General features: G+C 73.2%; 18 protein-coding genes. 14 read left to right on the plus strand and 4 right to left on the minus strand.

What is annotated here, in order from left to right:
• Window positions 1-133: 133 nt before the first annotated feature.
• From BHU06_RS19495 to BHU06_RS19515, 5 genes are all read left to right on the plus strand, one after another.
• The gene (locus BHU06_RS19495) at window positions 134-634 is read left to right on the plus strand and encodes a MarR family winged helix-turn-helix transcriptional regulator (RefSeq protein WP_070400887.1); all 501 of its coding nucleotides are present in this window, start codon (window positions 134-136) and stop codon (window positions 632-634) included.
• Window positions 631-2,064 carry an efflux transporter outer membrane subunit gene (locus BHU06_RS19500; protein WP_070400888.1) on the plus strand — a complete coding sequence of 478 codons (1,434 nt, stop codon included), beginning with the start codon at window positions 631-633 and terminating at the stop codon, window positions 2,062-2,064. Before BHU06_RS19495 ends, BHU06_RS19500 begins: the two co-directional genes overlap by 4 nt.
• A 23-nt stretch (window positions 2,065-2,087) precedes the next feature.
• Complete coding sequence (locus BHU06_RS19505; RefSeq protein ID WP_070400889.1) at window positions 2,088-3,320, plus strand: efflux RND transporter periplasmic adaptor subunit; 1,233 nt, start codon at window positions 2,088-2,090, stop codon at window positions 3,318-3,320.
• A 2-nt stretch (window positions 3,321-3,322) separates the two neighbouring features.
• A complete protein-coding gene (locus tag BHU06_RS19510; RefSeq protein WP_254668201.1) occupies window positions 3,323-4,936 on the plus strand; it encodes a DHA2 family efflux MFS transporter permease subunit in 1,614 nt (537 codons plus the stop codon).
• 119 nt (window positions 4,937-5,055) lie between these two features.
• Window positions 5,056-5,568, plus strand: a complete 513-nt coding sequence (locus BHU06_RS19515; protein WP_070400890.1) for an OsmC family protein — start codon at window positions 5,056-5,058, stop codon at window positions 5,566-5,568.
• A gap of 10 nt (window positions 5,569-5,578) precedes the next feature.
• Here the strand turns inward: BHU06_RS19515 and BHU06_RS19520 are convergent, their stop codons facing one another.
• The gene (locus BHU06_RS19520; protein WP_070400891.1) at window positions 5,579-5,839 is read right to left on the minus strand and encodes a DUF2789 domain-containing protein; all 261 of its coding nucleotides are present in this window, start codon (window positions 5,837-5,839) and stop codon (window positions 5,579-5,581) included.
• Between the two features lie 173 nt (window positions 5,840-6,012).
• On the opposite strand from BHU06_RS19520, the gene BHU06_RS19525 reads away from it, so the two are divergent.
• Window positions 6,013-6,894, plus strand: coding sequence for an alpha/beta fold hydrolase (locus BHU06_RS19525; RefSeq protein ID WP_083293323.1), 882 nt, complete (start codon window positions 6,013-6,015; stop codon window positions 6,892-6,894).
• 15 nt (window positions 6,895-6,909) lie between these two features.
• Here the strand turns inward: BHU06_RS19525 and BHU06_RS19530 are convergent, their stop codons facing one another.
• Window positions 6,910-7,947: an AraC family transcriptional regulator gene (locus BHU06_RS19530; protein ID WP_070400892.1), complete on the minus strand. Its 1,038-nt coding sequence runs from the start codon at window positions 7,945-7,947 to the stop codon at window positions 6,910-6,912.
• Between the two features lie 128 nt (window positions 7,948-8,075).
• Here BHU06_RS19530 and BHU06_RS19535 point away from each other — a divergent pair, with 128 nt between their 5' ends.
• Window positions 8,076-8,387: a cupin domain-containing protein gene (locus tag BHU06_RS19535; protein WP_070400893.1), complete on the plus strand. Its 312-nt coding sequence runs from the start codon at window positions 8,076-8,078 to the stop codon at window positions 8,385-8,387.
• Between the two features lie 37 nt (window positions 8,388-8,424).
• On the plus strand, window positions 8,425-8,925 hold the full coding sequence (locus tag BHU06_RS19540; RefSeq protein WP_070400894.1) for a TspO/MBR family protein: 501 nt from the start codon (window positions 8,425-8,427) through the stop codon (window positions 8,923-8,925).
• A gap of 17 nt (window positions 8,926-8,942) precedes the next feature.
• Here BHU06_RS19540 and BHU06_RS19545 read toward each other — a convergent pair whose 3' ends face one another.
• Window positions 8,943-9,410, minus strand: coding sequence for a CreA family protein (locus BHU06_RS19545; protein ID WP_139147122.1), 468 nt, complete (start codon window positions 9,408-9,410; stop codon window positions 8,943-8,945).
• Between the two features lie 155 nt (window positions 9,411-9,565).
• Here BHU06_RS19545 and BHU06_RS19550 point away from each other — a divergent pair, with 155 nt between their 5' ends.
• Window positions 9,566-10,735, plus strand: a complete 1,170-nt coding sequence (locus BHU06_RS19550; protein WP_070400896.1) for an alpha-hydroxy acid oxidase — start codon at window positions 9,566-9,568, stop codon at window positions 10,733-10,735.
• A gap of 2 nt (window positions 10,736-10,737) precedes the next feature.
• Here the strand turns inward: BHU06_RS19550 and BHU06_RS19555 are convergent, their stop codons facing one another.
• On the minus strand, window positions 10,738-11,556 hold the full coding sequence (locus BHU06_RS19555) for a helix-turn-helix transcriptional regulator (protein WP_070400897.1): 819 nt from the start codon (window positions 11,554-11,556) through the stop codon (window positions 10,738-10,740).
• Between the two features lie 168 nt (window positions 11,557-11,724).
• On the opposite strand from BHU06_RS19555, the gene iaaH reads away from it, so the two are divergent.
• From iaaH to BHU06_RS19580, 5 genes are read left to right on the plus strand one after another with little or no spacing between them, the layout of a single operon-like run.
• Window positions 11,725-13,134, plus strand: a complete 1,410-nt coding sequence (gene iaaH, locus BHU06_RS19560) for an indoleacetamide hydrolase (RefSeq protein ID WP_070400898.1) — start codon at window positions 11,725-11,727, stop codon at window positions 13,132-13,134.
• 56 nt (window positions 13,135-13,190) lie between these two features.
• Window positions 13,191-14,345: a substrate-binding domain-containing protein gene (locus BHU06_RS19565; protein ID WP_070400899.1), complete on the plus strand. Its 1,155-nt coding sequence runs from the start codon at window positions 13,191-13,193 to the stop codon at window positions 14,343-14,345.
• 6 nt (window positions 14,346-14,351) lie between these two features.
• Complete coding sequence (locus BHU06_RS19570; protein ID WP_070400900.1) at window positions 14,352-15,206, plus strand: branched-chain amino acid ABC transporter permease; 855 nt, start codon at window positions 14,352-14,354, stop codon at window positions 15,204-15,206.
• Window positions 15,184-16,983: an ATP-binding cassette domain-containing protein gene (locus tag BHU06_RS19575; RefSeq protein ID WP_083293324.1), complete on the plus strand. Its 1,800-nt coding sequence runs from the start codon at window positions 15,184-15,186 to the stop codon at window positions 16,981-16,983. Before BHU06_RS19570 ends, BHU06_RS19575 begins: the two co-directional genes overlap by 23 nt.
• Window positions 16,980-17,684: an ABC transporter ATP-binding protein gene (locus tag BHU06_RS19580; protein ID WP_070400901.1), complete on the plus strand. Its 705-nt coding sequence runs from the start codon at window positions 16,980-16,982 to the stop codon at window positions 17,682-17,684. The genes BHU06_RS19575 and BHU06_RS19580 overlap by 4 nt, the downstream gene beginning before the upstream one ends.
• Window positions 17,685-17,815 lie beyond the last annotated feature (131 nt).

Here is a 17,815-nt window from a genome sequence, read left to right on the forward strand (position 1 = left end):
GCCAGCCACTAAGTAGCCGAGAAAGCCCCTGTCCGCAAGGCCGTCATTGCCGCCCCCCGGCCGGAAAACCCCTGTTCGCAGTGATTTAATGCCTGGTCAATAACTGCCTAGGCAGTTAAATTCCTGCCCAGCCATGAAACACCCACCCCCCTCCCCGGCCGGCGACACGGCCTTCTACCACCCCGACACCCTGCGCCCGGACGACTCCGTGGGCCGGCTGATGCGCCAGATCCTCGTCGCCAGCGCGAACGAGGTGGAGCGCGAACTCGCCCCCCTGGGCCTGACCGAGGCCCAGTGGATGCCGCTGTTCAAGCTGCACATGGCCATGGCCAGCACCTCGTCCGAGCTGGCGCGCGAATGCCGCATCGACACCGGCGCCACCACGCGCATGATCGACCGGCTGGAAGAGAAGGGCTTCATCCAGCGCGAGCGCTCGGCCGCCGACCGCCGCGTGGTGAAGCTGGAGCTCACGCCCGAAGGACGCGCCACCGCCGGACACATCCCCAGCGCGCTGTGCAAGGTGCAGAACGAGCTGCTGGCCGGCTTCACGCGCGAGGAGTTCGACACGCTGAAGTCGCTGCTGCGGCGCATGCTGGCCAACGCGCAAACGCTGGCCACGAAGGAGCGCGCATGAACCGTTCCTTCAAGAGCCGCTGGCTGCTCGCGCCCCTGGCCGCCGCCGCGCTCGTGGGCTGCGCCAGCATGCAAGGCACCACGCCGTCCAGCGCGCAGCTGCGCGACGCCGCCTCGCTGGGCCTGAGCGAATCGCGCGCCGCCGCCGAGGTGGCGCCGGTGGAGCCCCAGTGGTGGCGCGCGCTCGGCGATCCGCAGCTCGACCGCCTGGTGGAGCAGGCCCTGCAGGGCAACCCGAACCTGCGCGTGGCGCAGGCGCGCGTGGCCCGGGCCATGGCCGCCGTCGACGGCGTCGACGCCACCAGCGGCCCGCAGCTCAACGGCCAGTTCGACGCCACGCACCAGCGCTTCACCGCCAAGGGCATGGTGCCCCCGCCGCTGGCCGGCAGCGTCGAGGACACGGCCACGCTGCAGCTCAACGGCTCCTGGGAAATCGATTTCTTCGGCAAGCACCGCGCCGCGCTCGACGCCGCCCTGGGCACGGCCCAGGCCGCGCAGGCCGAAGCCGCCGCCGCGCGCACGCTGCTGGCCACCAACGTGGTGCGCGGCTACGTGCAGCTGGCGCGCCTGCAGGACCAGTACGAACTGGCGCAGCGCGCGCTCGCGCAGCGAGAGGGCATGCTGGCCCTGGTCAATCAGCGCGTCTCGGCCGGGCTGGACGGCGTGCTCGAACAGCGCCAGAGCGAGGGCGCCGTGCCCGAGGCGCGCCAGCAGATCGAGGCCATCGGCGAGCAGATGCAGCTCACGCGCCACGCGCTGGCGGCGCTGAGCGGCCAGCCCACGCAGGACCCGGCGCCCCAGGCGCCGCGCCTGGCCGGCCTGCGCCCGCTGCCCGAGCCCCGGGCCATCCCCACCGACCTGCTCGGCCGGCGCCCCGACGTGGCCGCCGCGCGCTGGCGCGTGCAGGCCTCGCGCGGCGAGGTGGACAACGCGCGCGCCCAGTTCTATCCCAACATCAACCTGGTGGCCTATGTCGGCCTGTCCAGCATCGGGCTCGACCAGCTCTTCAGCGGCGGCGCCCGGCAGTGGGGCATCGGACCGGCCGTGCGCCTGCCGATCTTCGATGGCGGGCGCCTGCGCGCCAACCTGAGCGGCAAGAACGCCGAGCTCGACACCGCCATCGAGAGCTACAACGCCGCCGTCATCGAGGCCGTGCACGAGGTGGCCGACCAGCTCGCCTCCGCGCGCTCGGTGGCCCAGCAGCGCGCCCAGCAGCAGCAGGCCCTGCAATCGGCCGAATCGGCCTATTCCATCGCCGAGCAGCGCTACCGCGCGGGCCTGTCCAACCACCTGCAGCTGCTGTCCGCCGAAACCGCCGTGCTGGCCCAGCGCCGCCTCGACGTCGACCTGCGCACGCGCGCCCTGCAGGCCCAGGTGAACCTGGCCCAGGCCCTGGGCGGCGGCTGGCGCGCGTCCACCGAACAACCCTGAAGCCCAACACCCCCTCCTTCACCATGAGCACGAACACCGCAACGGCCCCGAACGCCCCCGCCGGCAACCCGCGCCGCAAGAAAGCCCTGCTCGCCATCGCCACCGTGGTGGTGCTGGGCGGCCTGGCCGCCGGCGCCTACGAATGGCTGATCGCCAGCCACTACGAAACCACCGACAACGCCTACGTGCAGGGCGACGTGGTGCAGATCACGCCGCAGATCGGCGGCACCGTGCAGGCCATCCTGGCCGACGAGACCGACTTCGTGAAAGCCGGCCAGCCCCTGGTGAAACTCGACCCGGCCGACGCCACGCTGGCGCTCGAACAGGCCGAGGCGCAGCTCGCGCAGACCGTGCGCCAGGTGCGCAAGCTCTACGCCGACAACGGCGCCTTCGACGCCCAGGTGGCGGCACGCCAGGCCGACGTGGCCAAGGCCCGCAACGAGGTGGCGCGCGCGGGCGATGACCTCAACCGCCGCCAGTCGCTGGCCGGCAACGGCGCCGTCTCCAAGGAAGAGCTGCAGCACGCCGAGGCCCAGCTCGCGGCCGCGCGCAGCGTGCAGTCGGCCGCCGAGGCCGCGCTGGCCGCCGCGCGCGAACAGCTCGCCAGCAACCGCGCCATGACCGAGGGCACCTCGGTCGAGCGGCACCCGCAGGTGCAGACCGCCGCCGCCAAGGTGCGCGAGGCCTGGCTCGCCACGCAGCGCCTGACGCTGCCCGCGCCGGTGGACGGCTACGTCGCCAAGCGCACCGTGCAGCTCGGCCAGCGCGTGGCCGCCGGCACGCCGCTGATGGCCGTGGTGCCGCTGCAGCAGGTGTGGGTGGACGCGAACTTCAAGGAGGTGCAGCTGCGCCACATCCGCCTGGGCCAGCCCGTCGAGCTCACCGCCGACGTCTACGGCAAGGACGTGCGCTACACCGGCCAGGTGGTCGGTCTGGGCGTGGGCACCGGCTCCACCTTCGCCCTGCTGCCGGCGCAGAACGCCACCGGCAACTGGATCAAGGTGGTGCAGCGCGTGCCGGTGCGCATCGCGCTCGACCCCGGCCAGCTCGACCAGCACCCGCTGCGCGTGGGCCTGTCGATGGAAGCGACGGTGAACGTGCGCCAGCAGGACGGCAAGACCCTGGCCAGCGCGCCCACCGCCGCGCACGCCGCCACCCAGGCCTTCGAGCACGCCGGCGCCGACGCCGACGCGCTGGTGCGGCGCATCATCCAGGCCAACCTCGGCGCCTCCACCCTCGCCCAGCGCGCGCTCTGACCATGGCCGACACCGCCGCCGCGCCCGGCGCGGCCCCCGCGAAGCCGGGCACGCCGCCCGCGGGCGCGCACCCGCCGCTCGAAGGCAGCGCGCGCCTGTGGGGCACGCTCGCCATCTCGGCGGCCACGTTCATGAACGTGCTCGACACGTCCATCGCCAACGTCTCGCTGCCCGCCATCGCTGGCGACCTGGGCGTCAGCCCCAACCAGGGCACCTGGGTCATCACCAGCTTCGCGGTGGCCAACGCCATCGCCGTGCCGCTCACCGGCTGGCTCACGCAGCGCCTGGGGCAGGTGCGGCTGTTCGTGACCAGCGTGCTGCTGTTCGTGCTGGCCTCGCTGCTGTGCGGCCTGGCACCCAACATGCCCACGCTGATCGCCTTTCGCGTGCTGCAGGGCTTCGTGGCCGGCCCCATGATCCCGCTGTCGCAGGCGCTGCTGCTGCAGAGCTACCCGCGCGAGCAGGCCGGCCGCGCCATGGCCGCCTGGGCCATGACCACGCTGGTGGCGCCGGTGATGGGCCCGCTGCTGGGCGGCTGGATCACCGACAACATCGCCTGGCCCTGGATCTTCTACATCAACGTGCCGGTGGGCCTGCTGGCGGCCTTCTTCATCTGGCGCGTCTACCACCGCCGCGAAAGCGCGGTGCGCAAGCTGCCCATCGACCGCATCGGCCTGGCGCTGCTGGTGGTGTGGATCGCCGCCCTGCAGATGGTGCTGGACCTGGGCAAGGAGCACGACTGGTTCGCCTCGCCGCTGATCGTGGGCCTGGCGCTCACGGCGGTCGTCGGCTTCGCCTTCTTCATCGCCTGGGAGCTGACCGACGAGCACCCGGTGGTGGACCTGAAGCTGTTCAAGGGCCGCAACTTCTGGGCCGGCACCATGGCCGTCTCGGTGGCCTACGGGCTGTTCTTCGGCAACGTGGTGCTGCTGCCGCTGTGGCTGCAGCAGTTCATGGGCTACACCGCCACAGACGCCGGCATGGTGACCGCGCCGGTGGGACTGCTGGCCATCGTGCTCTCGCCCTTCGTGGGCCGCACCATCGCGAAGGTGGACGCGCGCCGCTACGTCACCTTCTCCTTCGGCGTGTTCGCCCTGGTGATGCTGATGCGCTCGCACTTCTCCACGCAGGCGGACTTCAACACCATCCTCATCCCCACCATCGTGCAGGGCGTGGCGGTGGCCTTCTTCTTCATTCCGCTGAACACGCTCACGCTCTCGGGCCTCACACCCGACCGCATCCCGGCGGCGGCGGGCCTGTCCAACTTTGTGCGCATCACCTTCGGCGCGGTGGGCACTTCGGTGGCCACCACGGTGTGGGAGAGCCGCGCCGCCCTGCACCACGCGCACCTGGCCGAGGCCATCAACCACGGCAGCCCGGCCGCGCAGGCGGCGCTGGCCGGCCTGGCCAACGGCGGCATGACGCAGCCGCAGGCCCTGGCCGCCATCGACCGGATGCTGCAGCAACAGGCCTTCACCATGGCCGCCAACGACATCTTCTGGCTGTCGTCCATGCTGTTCCTGGCGCTGATCCCGCTGGTGTGGCTGACGCGCGTGCCCCGGCGCGACGGCGCGCCCTCGGCGGCCGCGGCGGAAGCGGCGGCGGGCGCGCACTGAGCGCAGGCCAGGCCAGGCGCCGGCGAGCGGGCTTGGCTCGCCCGCCGCTGGCTGCCATCATCCGCACCGGCTCTCCCCGCATGTTCCCCAACCGGCCCCGCGCCGCCAGGAGTGGACCCATGAGCGCAGCACACATCCGCCAATCCGTGGAACAGCTCGCGAAGCACTTCGCGGAGCGGCCGCAGGACGCGTTGTCCCAGGACAAACCGGCCGTGGCCACCCTCGAATCGGGCCTGCGCTGCAAGGCCGTGGGCCCCAAGGGGGAAACGCTGATCACCGACATGCCGGCGCCCATCGGCGGCGGCGGCAGCGCGCCCACGCCGGGCTGGTACCTGCGCGCCGCGCTGGCCAATTGCGACGCCACCATGATCGCCCTGCGCGCGGCCCAGCTCGGCATCGAGCTGAGCCAGCTGGAAGTGACCGTGGGCAGCCGCTCGGACAACCGCGGCCTGCTCGGCGCCGAGGGCGTGGCGGCCGGGCCGCTGGACGTGGTGCTCAGCGTGCGCATCGCCGCCCCGGGCGTGCCCGAGCCCACGCTGCGCGAGCTGGTGCACTGGGCCGAGGCCCACTCGCCGGTGGGCGATGCGCTGCGGCGGGCCCTGAACGTGAAGGCCGATATCCAGGTGGGCTGAGCGGCGCGCCTCAGCCGCGCTCGGCCCGGCGCCGGACCGCGTCCTCGTGCAGCGCTTCGTTCAACTGGTCCACCACCAGGGCCCAGGGGGCGTCGGCCTTGATCTGTTCGCTCAGGAACTGGCGCTGGGCCTCGTTCCAGTACGGGGCGTCGCACAGGGCCACGTCCGCCGCCAGCTGGTGGGCCTGGATGAAGCCCGCGATCTCCCGCTCGCCGGCATCGAGCCCCAACTGCAGGAACAGGTTGGTCATCCGGGGGGTGGTCTCGTCCATCGGCAATCTCCTGAGCGCTTGAATGGGGGGATTGTCGGACACCGCCGGGCCCCGGCCGTGTAGGCCAAGGCCGCGCCTTGTCGTCTCGCGTCAAGAGGCTGGCGCCCGAGGTCATCGCCGGCCGGGCCGCCGCGCCGCACACTGGGGCCCTCCAGACACACACCGAGATCGACATGCTTTCCCGCATCACCCTGGCCACGGCGATGGACGCCCCGGCGGCGAGCGCCGCCACCCCGCTGCCCACCCGCTTTCTCGACACCGAAGGCGGGCGCCTGGCCTACGACGACACAGGTGGCGCGGGCCCCGTGGTGGTCTGCGTGCCCGGCATGGGCGACCTGCGCGGCGAATACCGCGCGCTGCGCCCCGCCCTGGTGGCGGCCGGCTGGCGCGTGCTCACCCTGGACGTGCGCGGCTTCGGCGATTCCTCCGCCTCGTGGTCCGAGCTGTCGGCCCGCGCCGTCGGCCGCGACGTGGTGCGGCTCATCGAGCACCTGCGCAGCGGGCCCGCCATCGTGCTGGGCAACTCCTTCGCGGCCGGCGCCGCACTGTGGGCCGCGCGCCAGGCGCCGCAAGGGGTGGACGGCGTGGTGCTGCTCGGCCCCATCGTGCGCGATGCGCCGCCGAATCCGCTGATGCGGGCCGTGCTGCGCCTCGGCTTCGCCGGCCCCTGGCGCCTGGCCTTCTGGATGGCCTACTGGAACAGCCTGTTTCCGCTGCGCCGCCCGCCGGACCATGCCGAGGCCAGGGAGGCCCTGCGCCGCAACCTGCGCGAACCCGGCCGCATGGACGCGCTGCGCGCCATGGTGGGCCTGTCCAAGGCCGACACCGAGGCCATGCTGCCCGACAGCCGCGTGCCGGCCCTGGTGGTGATGGGCACGCGAGACCCCGACTTCGCGGACGCCACGGCCGAGGCGCGCTGGCTGGCGCAGGGCATCGGCGCCGAGCTGATGCTCGTCGAGGGCGCGGGACACTACCCGCACCTGGAATGCCCCGGCCAGGTCGCCCCGCGCGTGCTGGACTTCTTGCGGGAACGCCTGGCCGCGCGCGCCCGTTGAGCCATGCGAACGCCCTCAGTGCCGCCGCGGGCTTTCCCGCCGGGCCGCCGCCGGCGTCCTACCGGTCCAGCGCTTGAACGCCCGGTGGAACGGGCTGGGCTCGGCATAGCCCAGCAGGTAGGCCACCTCGCCCAGCGCCAGGCGGCGGTCGGCCAGGTAGCGCAAGGCAAGTTCATGCCGGACCCGGTCCACCAGTTCGGAAAACCGCGTGCCCTGCGCCTCGAGTTGCCGCTGCAGGCCGCGCTCGCTGGTGTGCAGGGCGCGGGCGATCTCGCCCAGGCTGGGCGGCCCGTTGGCGATGCGTTCGCCGATCAGCTGGCCCACCTGCGCCACCACGCCGCCGTCGATACCGCCGGGCGCGCGCTCGGCCAGCAGGCGATCGGCGTGCGCCGTGACGATGCGCGAGAGGCCCGGGTCTGCGTTGGGCAGCGGCCGGCGCAGCAGGGCGGCGTCGAAGACCAGCTTCGACACCGGTGCGTCGAACCGGGGCGTCACGCCGAACGCCTGCACGTAGGGCCGCGCATCAATCGGCGCCGCGTGCGCCACCTCCACCGCCAGCGCGGCCACGCGCTGGCCGAGCATCTGCGAGGCCACGACCGGCAGCGAGGCCAGGGTGAAGTCACTGGCCTGCCAGCCCGGCGCCTGGCCCGGCGCGGCAAAGCCGTGCTCCACCGCCACGCGCGTGCCCTCGTCGATCACGCGAAAGCTCGCCAGGTCATGCACCAGGCGGTTGTAGCGCGCCAGGCGCTGCAGGGCGCTCAGCAGGTCCGGGGCGGTGCGCACGGCGTAGTCGAGCGCGTCGAAGGCGCCAGGGCGGATGCGCGTGGCCGCCCACAGACCGAAGCCGGCATCGCCCGCCAGTTCGGCCGCCGTGTCCCAGAGCGCGTCTTCCTGTGCGAGCGCCATGCGCGCGTCCGCCTCGTCCAGCACCGCCGGATCGAAGCCCGTGCGCGCCAGCAGCACAGGCAGCTCCACCCCGCGCGCCTGCGCGGCGTCCAGAATGAACCCGCCGATGCGGGCCAGAACGGTGGGCGGGTGCGGTGGCGTGGGCATGGACCCCGCAGTGTCGGCCAATTTCCCCCATCCCCCCGGCGGGGCCGTCGGGCAAGTCGCCCCCTGTCTGTTCCCGGCCGACAAGCTCCGCCAGAATCCGCCCTGGCGCCTGAAGGAGTCAAGCCACCATGAAGATCGTCCGCGCAAAGGAGTACCGCGCCGAACGCGCCTGGGGCGCGCTCGACATTGCCTGCATGAACGGCATCACCACCCGCCTGCACTGGACGGACCAGCCCTACCGCTGGCACGTCAACGACGGGCAGGAGGTCTTCGCCGTGCTCGATGGCGTGGTGGAAATGCACTACCGCGTCGGCGGTGTCGAATCCATGGTGGTGCTGGAGACGGGCGACGTGTTCTTCGCCGACGTGGGCTGCGAGCACGTGGCGCATCCGCGCGGCGCCGCGCGCATCCTGGTGGTGGAACACGCCGGCTCGGTGTGAGCCCCCACAGCCGGCACACCGATTGCCCCCTATCCCCATGAACACCACCTCCCCGGACACCGGTTCCCGCCTGCCCAGCCTGGCCTTCTGGTTGCTGCTCACCCTGGCGGCGGGCGGCGTCGGCGCCATCGCCTCGGCCAGCGCGCCGGCCTTCTACCTCAGCCTGGACCGCCCCGCCTGGGCGCCACCGCCCTGGCTGTTCGGTCCGGTCTGGACACTGCTCTACGTCTTGATGGGCCTGTCGGCCTGGCTGGTGTGGCGCGCACGCCGCCTCGACGCGGGCGCCACGCCCTATGTGCTGTTTTTCGCCCAGCTCGCCGCCAACGCGGCGTGGACCTGGCTTTTCTTCGCCTGGCGGCAAGGCCAGTGGGCCTTCATCGAGATCCTGCTCCTCGTCGCGCTCATCGTCGCCACCATGGCGGTTTTCGCGCGCATCCGGCCGCTGGCGGCCGTGCTGCTGGCGCCCTACCTGGCCTGGGTCTGTTTCGCCACCGCGCTCAGCTTCTCGGTCTGGCAGCGCAACCCGGGCCTGCTGTAGCGCGCGCGGCGCCGCGCTCAGCGCAGCGGAATCGCCGTGCCGCGGTCCACCGCGACCACCGCCACCGAGTTCTGAGGCGAGCCCTCGATCAGGCGGTCCGAGTACGTGAGGTAGACCAGCGAGTGCCGCTTCGGGTCCACCATGCGCACGATGCGCAGGCGCTTGAAGACCAGGCTGGTGCGCTCGCTGAAGATCTCTTCCTGCGCCTTGATCGGCTTGGGAATGGCGATCGGCCCCACCTGCCGGCAGGCGATGGAGGCCTCGGATTTGTCCTCGGCCAGGCCCAGGGCGCCGCTGATGCCGCCCGTGCGGGCGCGCGAGATGTAGCAGGTCACACCCTGCACGCCCGGGTCGTCGTGGGCCTCGACCACGATCTTGTGGTCGGGACCGATGAACTTGAACACGGTGTCGACGGAGCCGATCTCGTCGGCCGCGGCGGCGGTGGCGAGAGGCGCGAGAAGGAGCAGCAGGACGAGGCGTCGCACGCGGGGCTTTCGGAGGGTGGCGGTGCGCCGCATTGTGCGCCGCGCTCATGGCCCGCGTCGATGTGCAACAGCTGAGCCATCGATACGGCCGCGCGCGGCGGCTCCGTACCATCGCGCCGCCGGCCGACGGGGCCCGGGATTCGAGGAGAACACGCATGAGCTGGTTGCGCATGGACGATGTCCGTGAGCGCGCGCGGCGCTACCTGCCGCGCTTCGTTGCCGACTACGTGGACGGCGGCGCCGAGGACGAGCGCTGCCTGGACCACAACGCCCGCGACCTGGCCGCGCTGCGCCTGGTGCCGAACTGCCTGCGCGACACCAGCGCCATCGACACCTCGGTGGAGGTCTTCGGGCGCACCTGGAAGCGCCCGCTGGGCGTGGCACCGGTGGGCTTCAACGGCCTGGTGCGGCCGAACGGCGACGTGCTGCTGGCGCGCGCCGCGGCCTCGCAGAGCCTGCCCTTCGTGCTGTCCACCGCCTCCAACGCGCGCCTGGAAGCGGTGCGCGCCGCCGCGCCCGAGGCCGCGCAGTGGATGCAGCTCTACGTGATGTCCGACCGCGCCATCGCCGAACAGATCGTGCGCCGCGCCGCCGCCGCGGGCTTCGAGGCCCTGGTGCTCACCGTCGACGTGCCCGTGAGCGGCCTGCGCGAGCGCGACGTGCGCAACGGCTTCAAGCTGCCCTTTCGCCCCGGGCCGCGCACGCTGTGGGACCTGGCCAGCCACCCGCGCTGGTCCCTGGGCATGGCGCGCCACGGCGCGCCGGGTTTCGTCAACCTGTCGGAACGCACCGGCGGCGCCGCGTCGGCCCAGGTGCAGGCGGCCCTGCTCGCGCGCGCCATGGACCGCACCCTGGTGTGGGACAGCCTGGCCTGGCTGCGCCGCCTCTGGCAGGGGCCGCTGCTCATCAAGGGCGTGCTGCACAAGGACGACGCGGCGCGCGCCGCGCGCGAGGGCGTCGACGGCCTCATCGTCTCCAACCACGGCGGGCGCCAGCTGGACGCGGCGCCCTCCACCATCTCGGTGCTGCCGGGCATCGTGCAGGCCGTCGACGGCCGCCTGCCGGTGTTCGTGGACAGCGGGTTCCGCCGCGGCAGCGACGTGGTGAAGGCCCTGTCGCTGGGCGCGCGCGGCGTGTTCGTGGGCCGCCCCGCCGTGTGGGGCCTGGCCGCCGACGGCGAGGCCGGCGCGGCGCGCTCGCTGGAGCTGATCGGCACCGAGTTCGAACGCACGCTCACCCTGATGGGCGCCGCCTCGCCGCGCGAGCTCGGCCTGGCCAACCTCAGCCTCCCCTGGGCCCCGCCCCCCTGGCAGGCCGGGGCCTGAGCTCAGCCCAGCGGCACCCCGCGCGGCTCCCAGGCCGCGTGCGCGAGCGGGTCGCCGTCCAGCAGGCACTGCACGCGCGCGGCCAGGCCGGCGCGGTTGTCGGCCTGCAGCTTGCGAAAGGCGTTGCCCAGGTGGTAACGCACGGTGGGGAACTGCACCTTGAGCTGGCGCGCGATCTCCTTGTCGGGGCAGCCGCTGCTCACCAGCCAGGCCACCTCGGCCTCGCGCCGGCTCAGCTGCGCGGGCTGGCGCATCAGGCGCTCCACCTGATCGGCCACGCGCGGCGCGGGCGCCTCGGAGGCCTCGCCGCGCGTGCGCGCCAGCGCGGCCGTCACCGCCGGCTCCACCAGCCGCAGCGCCTCGATCTCGTGGCTGGTGAAATTGCCGCGGTCCTTGTGGCGCCAGATGCGGAAATCGCCCACGCAGGTGTCGCCCGCGTGGAAGTAGACGTTCACGCCCCAGTGCATGCGGTCGCGCTGCAGGAAGTCGTTGAAGAACTCGGTGCGCGAGAGCTCGGACTGCGGCATCACCTGCGTGGCCACCGTGGGGCGGCGCCGCTGCATCATGGGCTGGGTCAGCGGGTCGATGAAGCGGTAGTAGTCGTCCCAGGAACGCAGGTGCTCCAGCGACATGTTCAAGGCCTTGGCGCGCTCGAAGCGGCGCATGCCGGTGTTCCAGGCCATCGACACGTAGGTGTCGGCGTTCAGCAGCGACAGCATGGGCAGCGCCAGTTGCTCGCGCAGCAGATCGGCGTCCGTGGCTTCGGCCGTGAGGCACATCACCTGGGACAGGGCTTTGGTCTGGGACGAGGACAGGAACATGGCGCGCACTCATGCAAGAAGCATGCGCAAGCCTAGCGGCGCCCCGGGCCGGCGTCATCGTGGTTGACCCGAGGGTCGGCCCGCCCACCGACCCGGCGGCCTAGCAATCCTGTTAGGTGCGGCCCGCGGCGGTGCCACTTAGCCTCGGGCCATCGTTGGAGAGCTGGCATGGAACTCATCGGTCAATCCCTGGACGCGCTGCGGCGCGCGCTCGACGCCCGCGAGCTGTCGAGCCGCGAGCTGGCGCAGGCCTGCATCGCGCGCACGCAGGCCACGCGCGCCCTGAACATCTACGTGGACTTCGACGAGGCCGGGCTGCTGGCGCAGGCCGACGCGGCGGACCAGCGGCTGCGCGCGGGCGAGCGCCTGCCGCTGCTCGGCATCCCCGTGGCGCTGAAGGACAACATCGACGCCCTGGGCTTCGCCTGCGGCGCCGGCACGCGCGCGCTGCACGGCCTGCACCCGCGCCAGGACGCCGCGCTGGTGGCGCGCCTGCGCGGCGCCGGCGCGCTCATCGCCGGCAAGGTGGGCATGCACGAGCTGGCCTTCGGCATCACCAACAACAACGCCGTCACGCAGGCGGTGCACAACCCGCGCGACCCGTCCCGCATCCCGGGCGGCAGCAGCGGCGGCAGCGGCGCGGCGGTGGCGGCGGGCGTGGTGCCGGCGGCCATCGGCACCGACACCGGCGGCTCGGTGCGGGTGCCGGCCGCGCTGTGCGGCGTGGCCGGCCTGCGGCCCACGGTGGGCCGCGTGCCCGGCGAGGGCCTGGCGCCGATCTCCAGCACGCGCGACACCGCCGGGCCGCTGGCGCTGAACATCCGCGACTGCGCCACGCTGGACGCGGTGCTCACCGGCGCCGCCCCCGGGCTGGTGCCCACGCCGCTGCGCGGCCTGCGCCTGGGCGTGCCGCGCGAGCGCTTCTGGGACGACCTGCAGCCCGCCGTGCGGGCCTGCGCCGACCAGGCCCTGCAGGCCCTGGCCGAGGCCGGCGTGGAACTGGTCGACGTGGCCCTGCCCGGCCTCAGCGAAGCCAACGACGCGGCCGGCTTCCCCATCGCCCTGTACGAATTCGTGCGCGACATGCGCGCCTACCTGGAGACCACGCAGCGCGGCGTGGGCCTGGAGGCGCTGGTGGCCGCCATCGCCAGCCCCGACGTGGCGGCGGCCTGCCAGCCGCTGCTGGCCGGCGGCGCCATTCCGCCCGCGCTGTACGAGCAGGCGCTGGCCTCGCGCCGGCGCCTGCAGTCCCTCTACACCGAGGCCTTCCGCGCCGCGCGCGTGCAGGCCCTGGTGTTCCCCACCACGCCGCGCACCGCCGCCGCCATCGGCGAGGACGAGACCGTCGAACTCAACGGCCAGCGCCTGCCGACCTTCCCCACCTTCATCCGCAACACCGACCCGGGCAGCAACGCCAGCCTGCCCGGCGTGACGCTGCCGATCGGCTTCGACGGCCGCCTGCCCATCGGCCTGGCGCTGGACGCGCCCATCGGCGCGGACCGCGCGCTGCTGGCGATCGCGGCGTCCGTCGAGGACCTGTTCCCACCGGCGCGCCCCATCGCGTCCCCAGCGCCCTGAACGCCCAGGCGTTTCCCCTCCCCACCGTCCCTTCACTTTCTTCCGAGGAGTTCTCCATGGACCGTCGCGCCCTCCTGCAAGCCACCGCCGGCCTGGCCGCCACCCTGGGCCTGGGCCGCGCGGCCATGGCCGCCAGCCCCCTGACGGTGGCCGTCATGATCCCGCAGAGCGGCCCCGCCGGCCTCTTCGGCCCCACCGCCAAGGCCTGCGCCGAGCTCGCCGCCGAGGTCATCAACGCCCAGGGCGGCGTGCTGGGCCGCCCGCTCAAGCTGGCCTTCGGCGACGCCGGCGCCGCGCCAGCCGAGGCCGCGCAGTCGGCGCTCAAGCTGTGGCGCGGCGCGGGCGCGGGCGCCGTCATCGGCATGCACGACAGCGCGGTGCGCGGCGCGCTGGTCAACCTCTTCAAGGGCCAGGTGCCCTACTTCTACACGCCGGTCTACGAAGGCGGCGAGTGCGCCAAGGGCACCTACATGAACGGCGAGACGCCCTCGCAGCAGCTGGAGCCGGTCATCCCCTGGATCGCCGCCGAGCGCAAGCCCAAGAAGTGGTACCTGATCGGCAACGACTACGTCTGGGGCCGCAACACCAACGCCGCCGCCAAGGGCTACATCCAGAAGACCGGCGCCGAGGTGGTGGGTGACGAGTACCTGCCGTTCACGGTCGACAACTTCGACTCCAGCCTGGCGCGCATCCGCGACAGCGGCGCCGACGCGGTGCTGGTCTCGCTGGTGGGCGGCGCCTCGGTCAGCTTCAACAAGGCCTTCGCCGGCCTGGGCATGAGCGATCGTGCCCTGCGCCTGGGCACGCTGATCGAAGAGAACACGCTGGCCGGCATCGGCGCCGCCAACGCGCGCAACCTCTACGCCAGCACCGGCTACTTCGCCGGCTCCACCGCGCCCGCGGCCAAGGCCTTCCTGGACCGCTTCAACCAGCGCTTCAGCGCCCAGGCCCCGGGGCTGAGCACGCTCACCGAATCGGTCTACGAAGGCTTCCTGATGCTGCAGGCCATCGCCACCAAGGCCAAGTCGCTGGACGTGGCCAAGATGGACGCCGCCAGCGAGGGCGCGAGCTACCAGGGCCCGCGTGGCACCGTCACCATGCGTGCGCGCCACGTGGAGCAGGACGTGTTCGTCGCCGACGTCACCGACAAGGGCTTCCGCGTCGTCAAGACCTTCCCGCGCATCGGCGCGGGACAAACCTGCAAGGTCTGACCGCGCATGGACCCGGGCCTGCTGCTGCACCTGCTCAACATCGCCTACGAACTGGCCACGCTGGCGCTGACCACGCTGGGCCTGGCCGTGGTGTTCGGCCTGCTCGGGGTGATGAACATGGCGCACGGCGAGTTCGTGATGCTCGGCGCCTACGCCGTGGTCGCGGTGCAGTCCTGGGGCTGGCCGCTGCTGGCGGCGGTGCCGCTGGCCATGGCGGTCTGCGGCGCGCTGGGCTATGGCGTGGAGCGCTGGCTGATCCGCCCGCTGTACCAGCGCCCCTTTGACACCCTGCTGGCCACCTGGGCGCTGGCCATGCTGATGCGCAAGAGCGTGGAAGCGGTGTTCGGCAAGGGCTACCGCAACGTCGAGAGCGAGCTGGCCATGCCCATGAACCTGGCCGGCCTGCAGTACCCCGCCTACCGGCTGGGGCTGATCGCCTTCAGCGTGGGGGTGATCCTGTTCCTGTTCGTCTGGTACCGGCGCAGCGCCGTGGGGCTGCGCGTGCGGGCCATGGTCGGCAACCCGCTGCTGGCCCAGGCCCTGGGCATCGACACGCGCCGCCTGGCCTCGCAGGCCTTCGTGGTCGGCGTGGTCATGGCCGGGCTCTCGGGTGTGCTGCTGGCGCCGCTGATCCGCATCGAGCCCGGCATCGGCGTGGACTACCTGCTCGACGCCTTCTTCGTGCTCGTGGTGGGTGGCCTGGGTTCGCTGGGCGGCCTGGTCGGCGGCGTGGGCGTCATCGGCGGCACGCAGTCGGTGGTGAGCAGCGTCTCGGGCCAGACCAGCGGCTACGCGGTGGTGCTGGTGCTGTCCATGCTCTTCCTGTGGCTGCGACCGAATGGACTCTTCTCGCGCCGCTGAGGCCGCCCCCAACGCCATGCCGTCGACGACACGCCCGGGCCCGCGCCCCCTGCTGCCCCTGGTCCTGCTCGCCCTGGGCCTGATCGCCGTGCCGGTGCTGGGCGACGGCTTCCTGGCCTACCAGGTCGCGCTGTTCCTGATCTACGGCATCGCCACCCAGGGCGTGGCCCTGTGCTGGGGGCGCCTGGGCTTCCTGCCGCTGGGGCAGTCGCTGTTCTTCGGCCTGGGCGCCTACCTGGCGGGCGGCGCGCTCAAGGCCGCCGAGGCGCAGACCGGCTGGATCCTGGCGCTGCCGCTGGCGGTGCTGCTGCCCGCGCTGCTGGCCTACGCGCTGGCGCGGCTGGTGTTCGCGCGCAGCCAGCGCAGCGGGCCGTACTTCTCGCTCATCACCCTGGCCGCGGCCATGCTGGGCTTCCTGGTCGCGCAGCAGTGGTCCTCGGTCACCGGCGGCTTCAACGGCCTGTCCGGCGTGCCCGACCTGCCCGGCACCGAGCGCTTCAGCACGCTCTACTGGGTGGTGGCCGCCGCGGCCCTGGCCAGCACGGCGCTGCTGGGCGCGCTGCTGCGCCGGCCCATTGGCGTGCTGTGGCACGCGATCGCGCAAGACGAGGAGCGCCTGCAGCTGTTCGGCTACGCCACCGACCGCATGAAGGCCGCCGCCTTCGCGCTCGCGGCCGCTCTGGCGGCGCTGGCCGGCGGGCTGTTCGCCGCGCACCAGGGCATCGTCACGCCGGTGGCCATGGGCTTCGTGCTGGCCACCGAGTTCGTCATCTGGGCCGCGGTGGGCGGCAAGCTCAGTCCCCTGGGCGCCCTGCTGGGCGCGGTGGTGGTGGGCTACGCCTCGTCCGAGCTGCGCGACCGCATCGCCTTCTGGGAGGTGCTGGTGGCGCTGGTCTTCATCCTGGTGGTGCGCTACCTGCCCGACGGCCTGGCCGGCCTGGTGGCCACGCTGCGCGCGCGCCGCGCCGCCGCCGCCCCGGCCGAAGGCCCGCGCACGCCGGCGCCCGCGCGGCGCGCGCCGGTGTCCAACCTGTCGCTGGCGATCGACGAACTCTCGGTGGCGCAGAACGGCGTGCGCATCCTCGACGGCCTGTCCCTGGACCTGCAAGGCCCCGGCATCCGCGCGGTGATCGGCCCCAACGGCGCGGGCAAGACCTCCAGCTTCAACGCGCTCACCGGGCGCCTGCCGGTGCGCGGCGGGCGCCTGCGGCTGGGCGGCGAAGACGTCACCGGCTGGCCCACCTGGCGCGTGGCCGCGCAGGGCGTGGGCCGCAAGATGCAGGTGCCGACGGTGTTCCGCGAGCTGAGCGTGCGCGACAACCTGCTGATCGCGGTCTGGGCCGGGCGGCTGTCGGCGCGCGACGCGCTCGGCCTGGCGGCCCACCGCTGGACCACCCCGCTGCAAGACGAGCTGCTGGCGCGCTTCCCCGCCCTGCGCGAGCAGTGGGGGGTGCCGGCCGGCGCGCTGTCGCAGGGCCACCGGCAGGCGCTGGAGTTCCTCATGACCGTGCTGCCCGAACCCGGCCTGGTGCTGCTGGACGAGCCCTGCGCGGGCCTGTCCAGCGCCGAGACCCGGCACATGGCCGAGGCCATCCAGGCGGCGGTGCGGCGCCTGGGCGCGGCCGCGCTGCTGATCGAACACGACATCGACGCCGTCGCGGCCCTGGCCGACGAGGTCTTCGTGCTGCACCAGGGCCGGCTGCTGGCGCGCGGCAGCCTGCGCGAGGTGCAGGCCGATCCGCGCGTGCGCGCGGTCTACGCGGGAGGGCACAAATGAGCGCGACGGCGGCCGAGGGGCTGCGCTTCGAGGGGGTGGTCTGCGGTTATGGCGACACCATGGTGGTGCGCGGCCTGAGCGGCCGCGTGCGGCCGGGCCAGGTGCTGGGCGTGCTGGGCCGCAACGGCGTGGGCAAGACCACCCTGGTGCGCGCGCTGGCGGGCCAGCTGCCGCTGCGCGAAGGCCGGATCCACTGGCAGGGCCGCGACCTGGCGCGGGTGCCGGCGCACGCCCGCTGGGGCCTGGGCATCGCGCTGGCGCCGCAGGAGAACGTGGTGTTCGGCGACCTGAGCGTGGAGGAGAACCTCTGGCTGCACCGGCGCGCGCGCGGCCTGGAGGCCTACGAGGCCTACCTCGACGCCTTTCCCCGCCTGCGGGAGCGGCGGGCCCAGCGCGCCGGCTCGCTCAGCGGCGGCGAGCGCAAGCTGCTGTCCTTCGTGCGCATCCTGGGCGCGGCGGCGGCGCTGAGCGTGCTGGACGAGCCCACCGAGGGCGTGCAGCCCGAGAACATCCACCGCATGGCGGCCTGCGTGGCCGAACGCCGCCGCCAGGGCGCGGGCTTCCTCATCGTGGAGCAGAACCTGTCCTTCCTGGAGGCGGTGGCCGACGAGGTGCTGGTGCTGGACCGCGGGGAATGCGTGCTCGAAGGGGCGATGGCGGAGCTGGGGCGCGAGCGGCTGGAGGCGCACTTGACTGTCTGAGGCTCTCTCGGGTTTTTTTGCTTCACATGCAGCGGATGGGCGAGCCGAGGGCCCGGGGTGCGCTGCGGCGGGCTTCAATGCACAGCCCCTCGCTGCGCGAGGGGTTCGCTGCGGTGCTCGGGTGAGCGGCC

This window comes from Hydrogenophaga sp. PML113 (assembly GCF_001777155.1).
GTDB classification, from domain to species: Bacteria; Pseudomonadota; Gammaproteobacteria; order Burkholderiales; family Burkholderiaceae_C; genus Hydrogenophaga; species Hydrogenophaga borbori.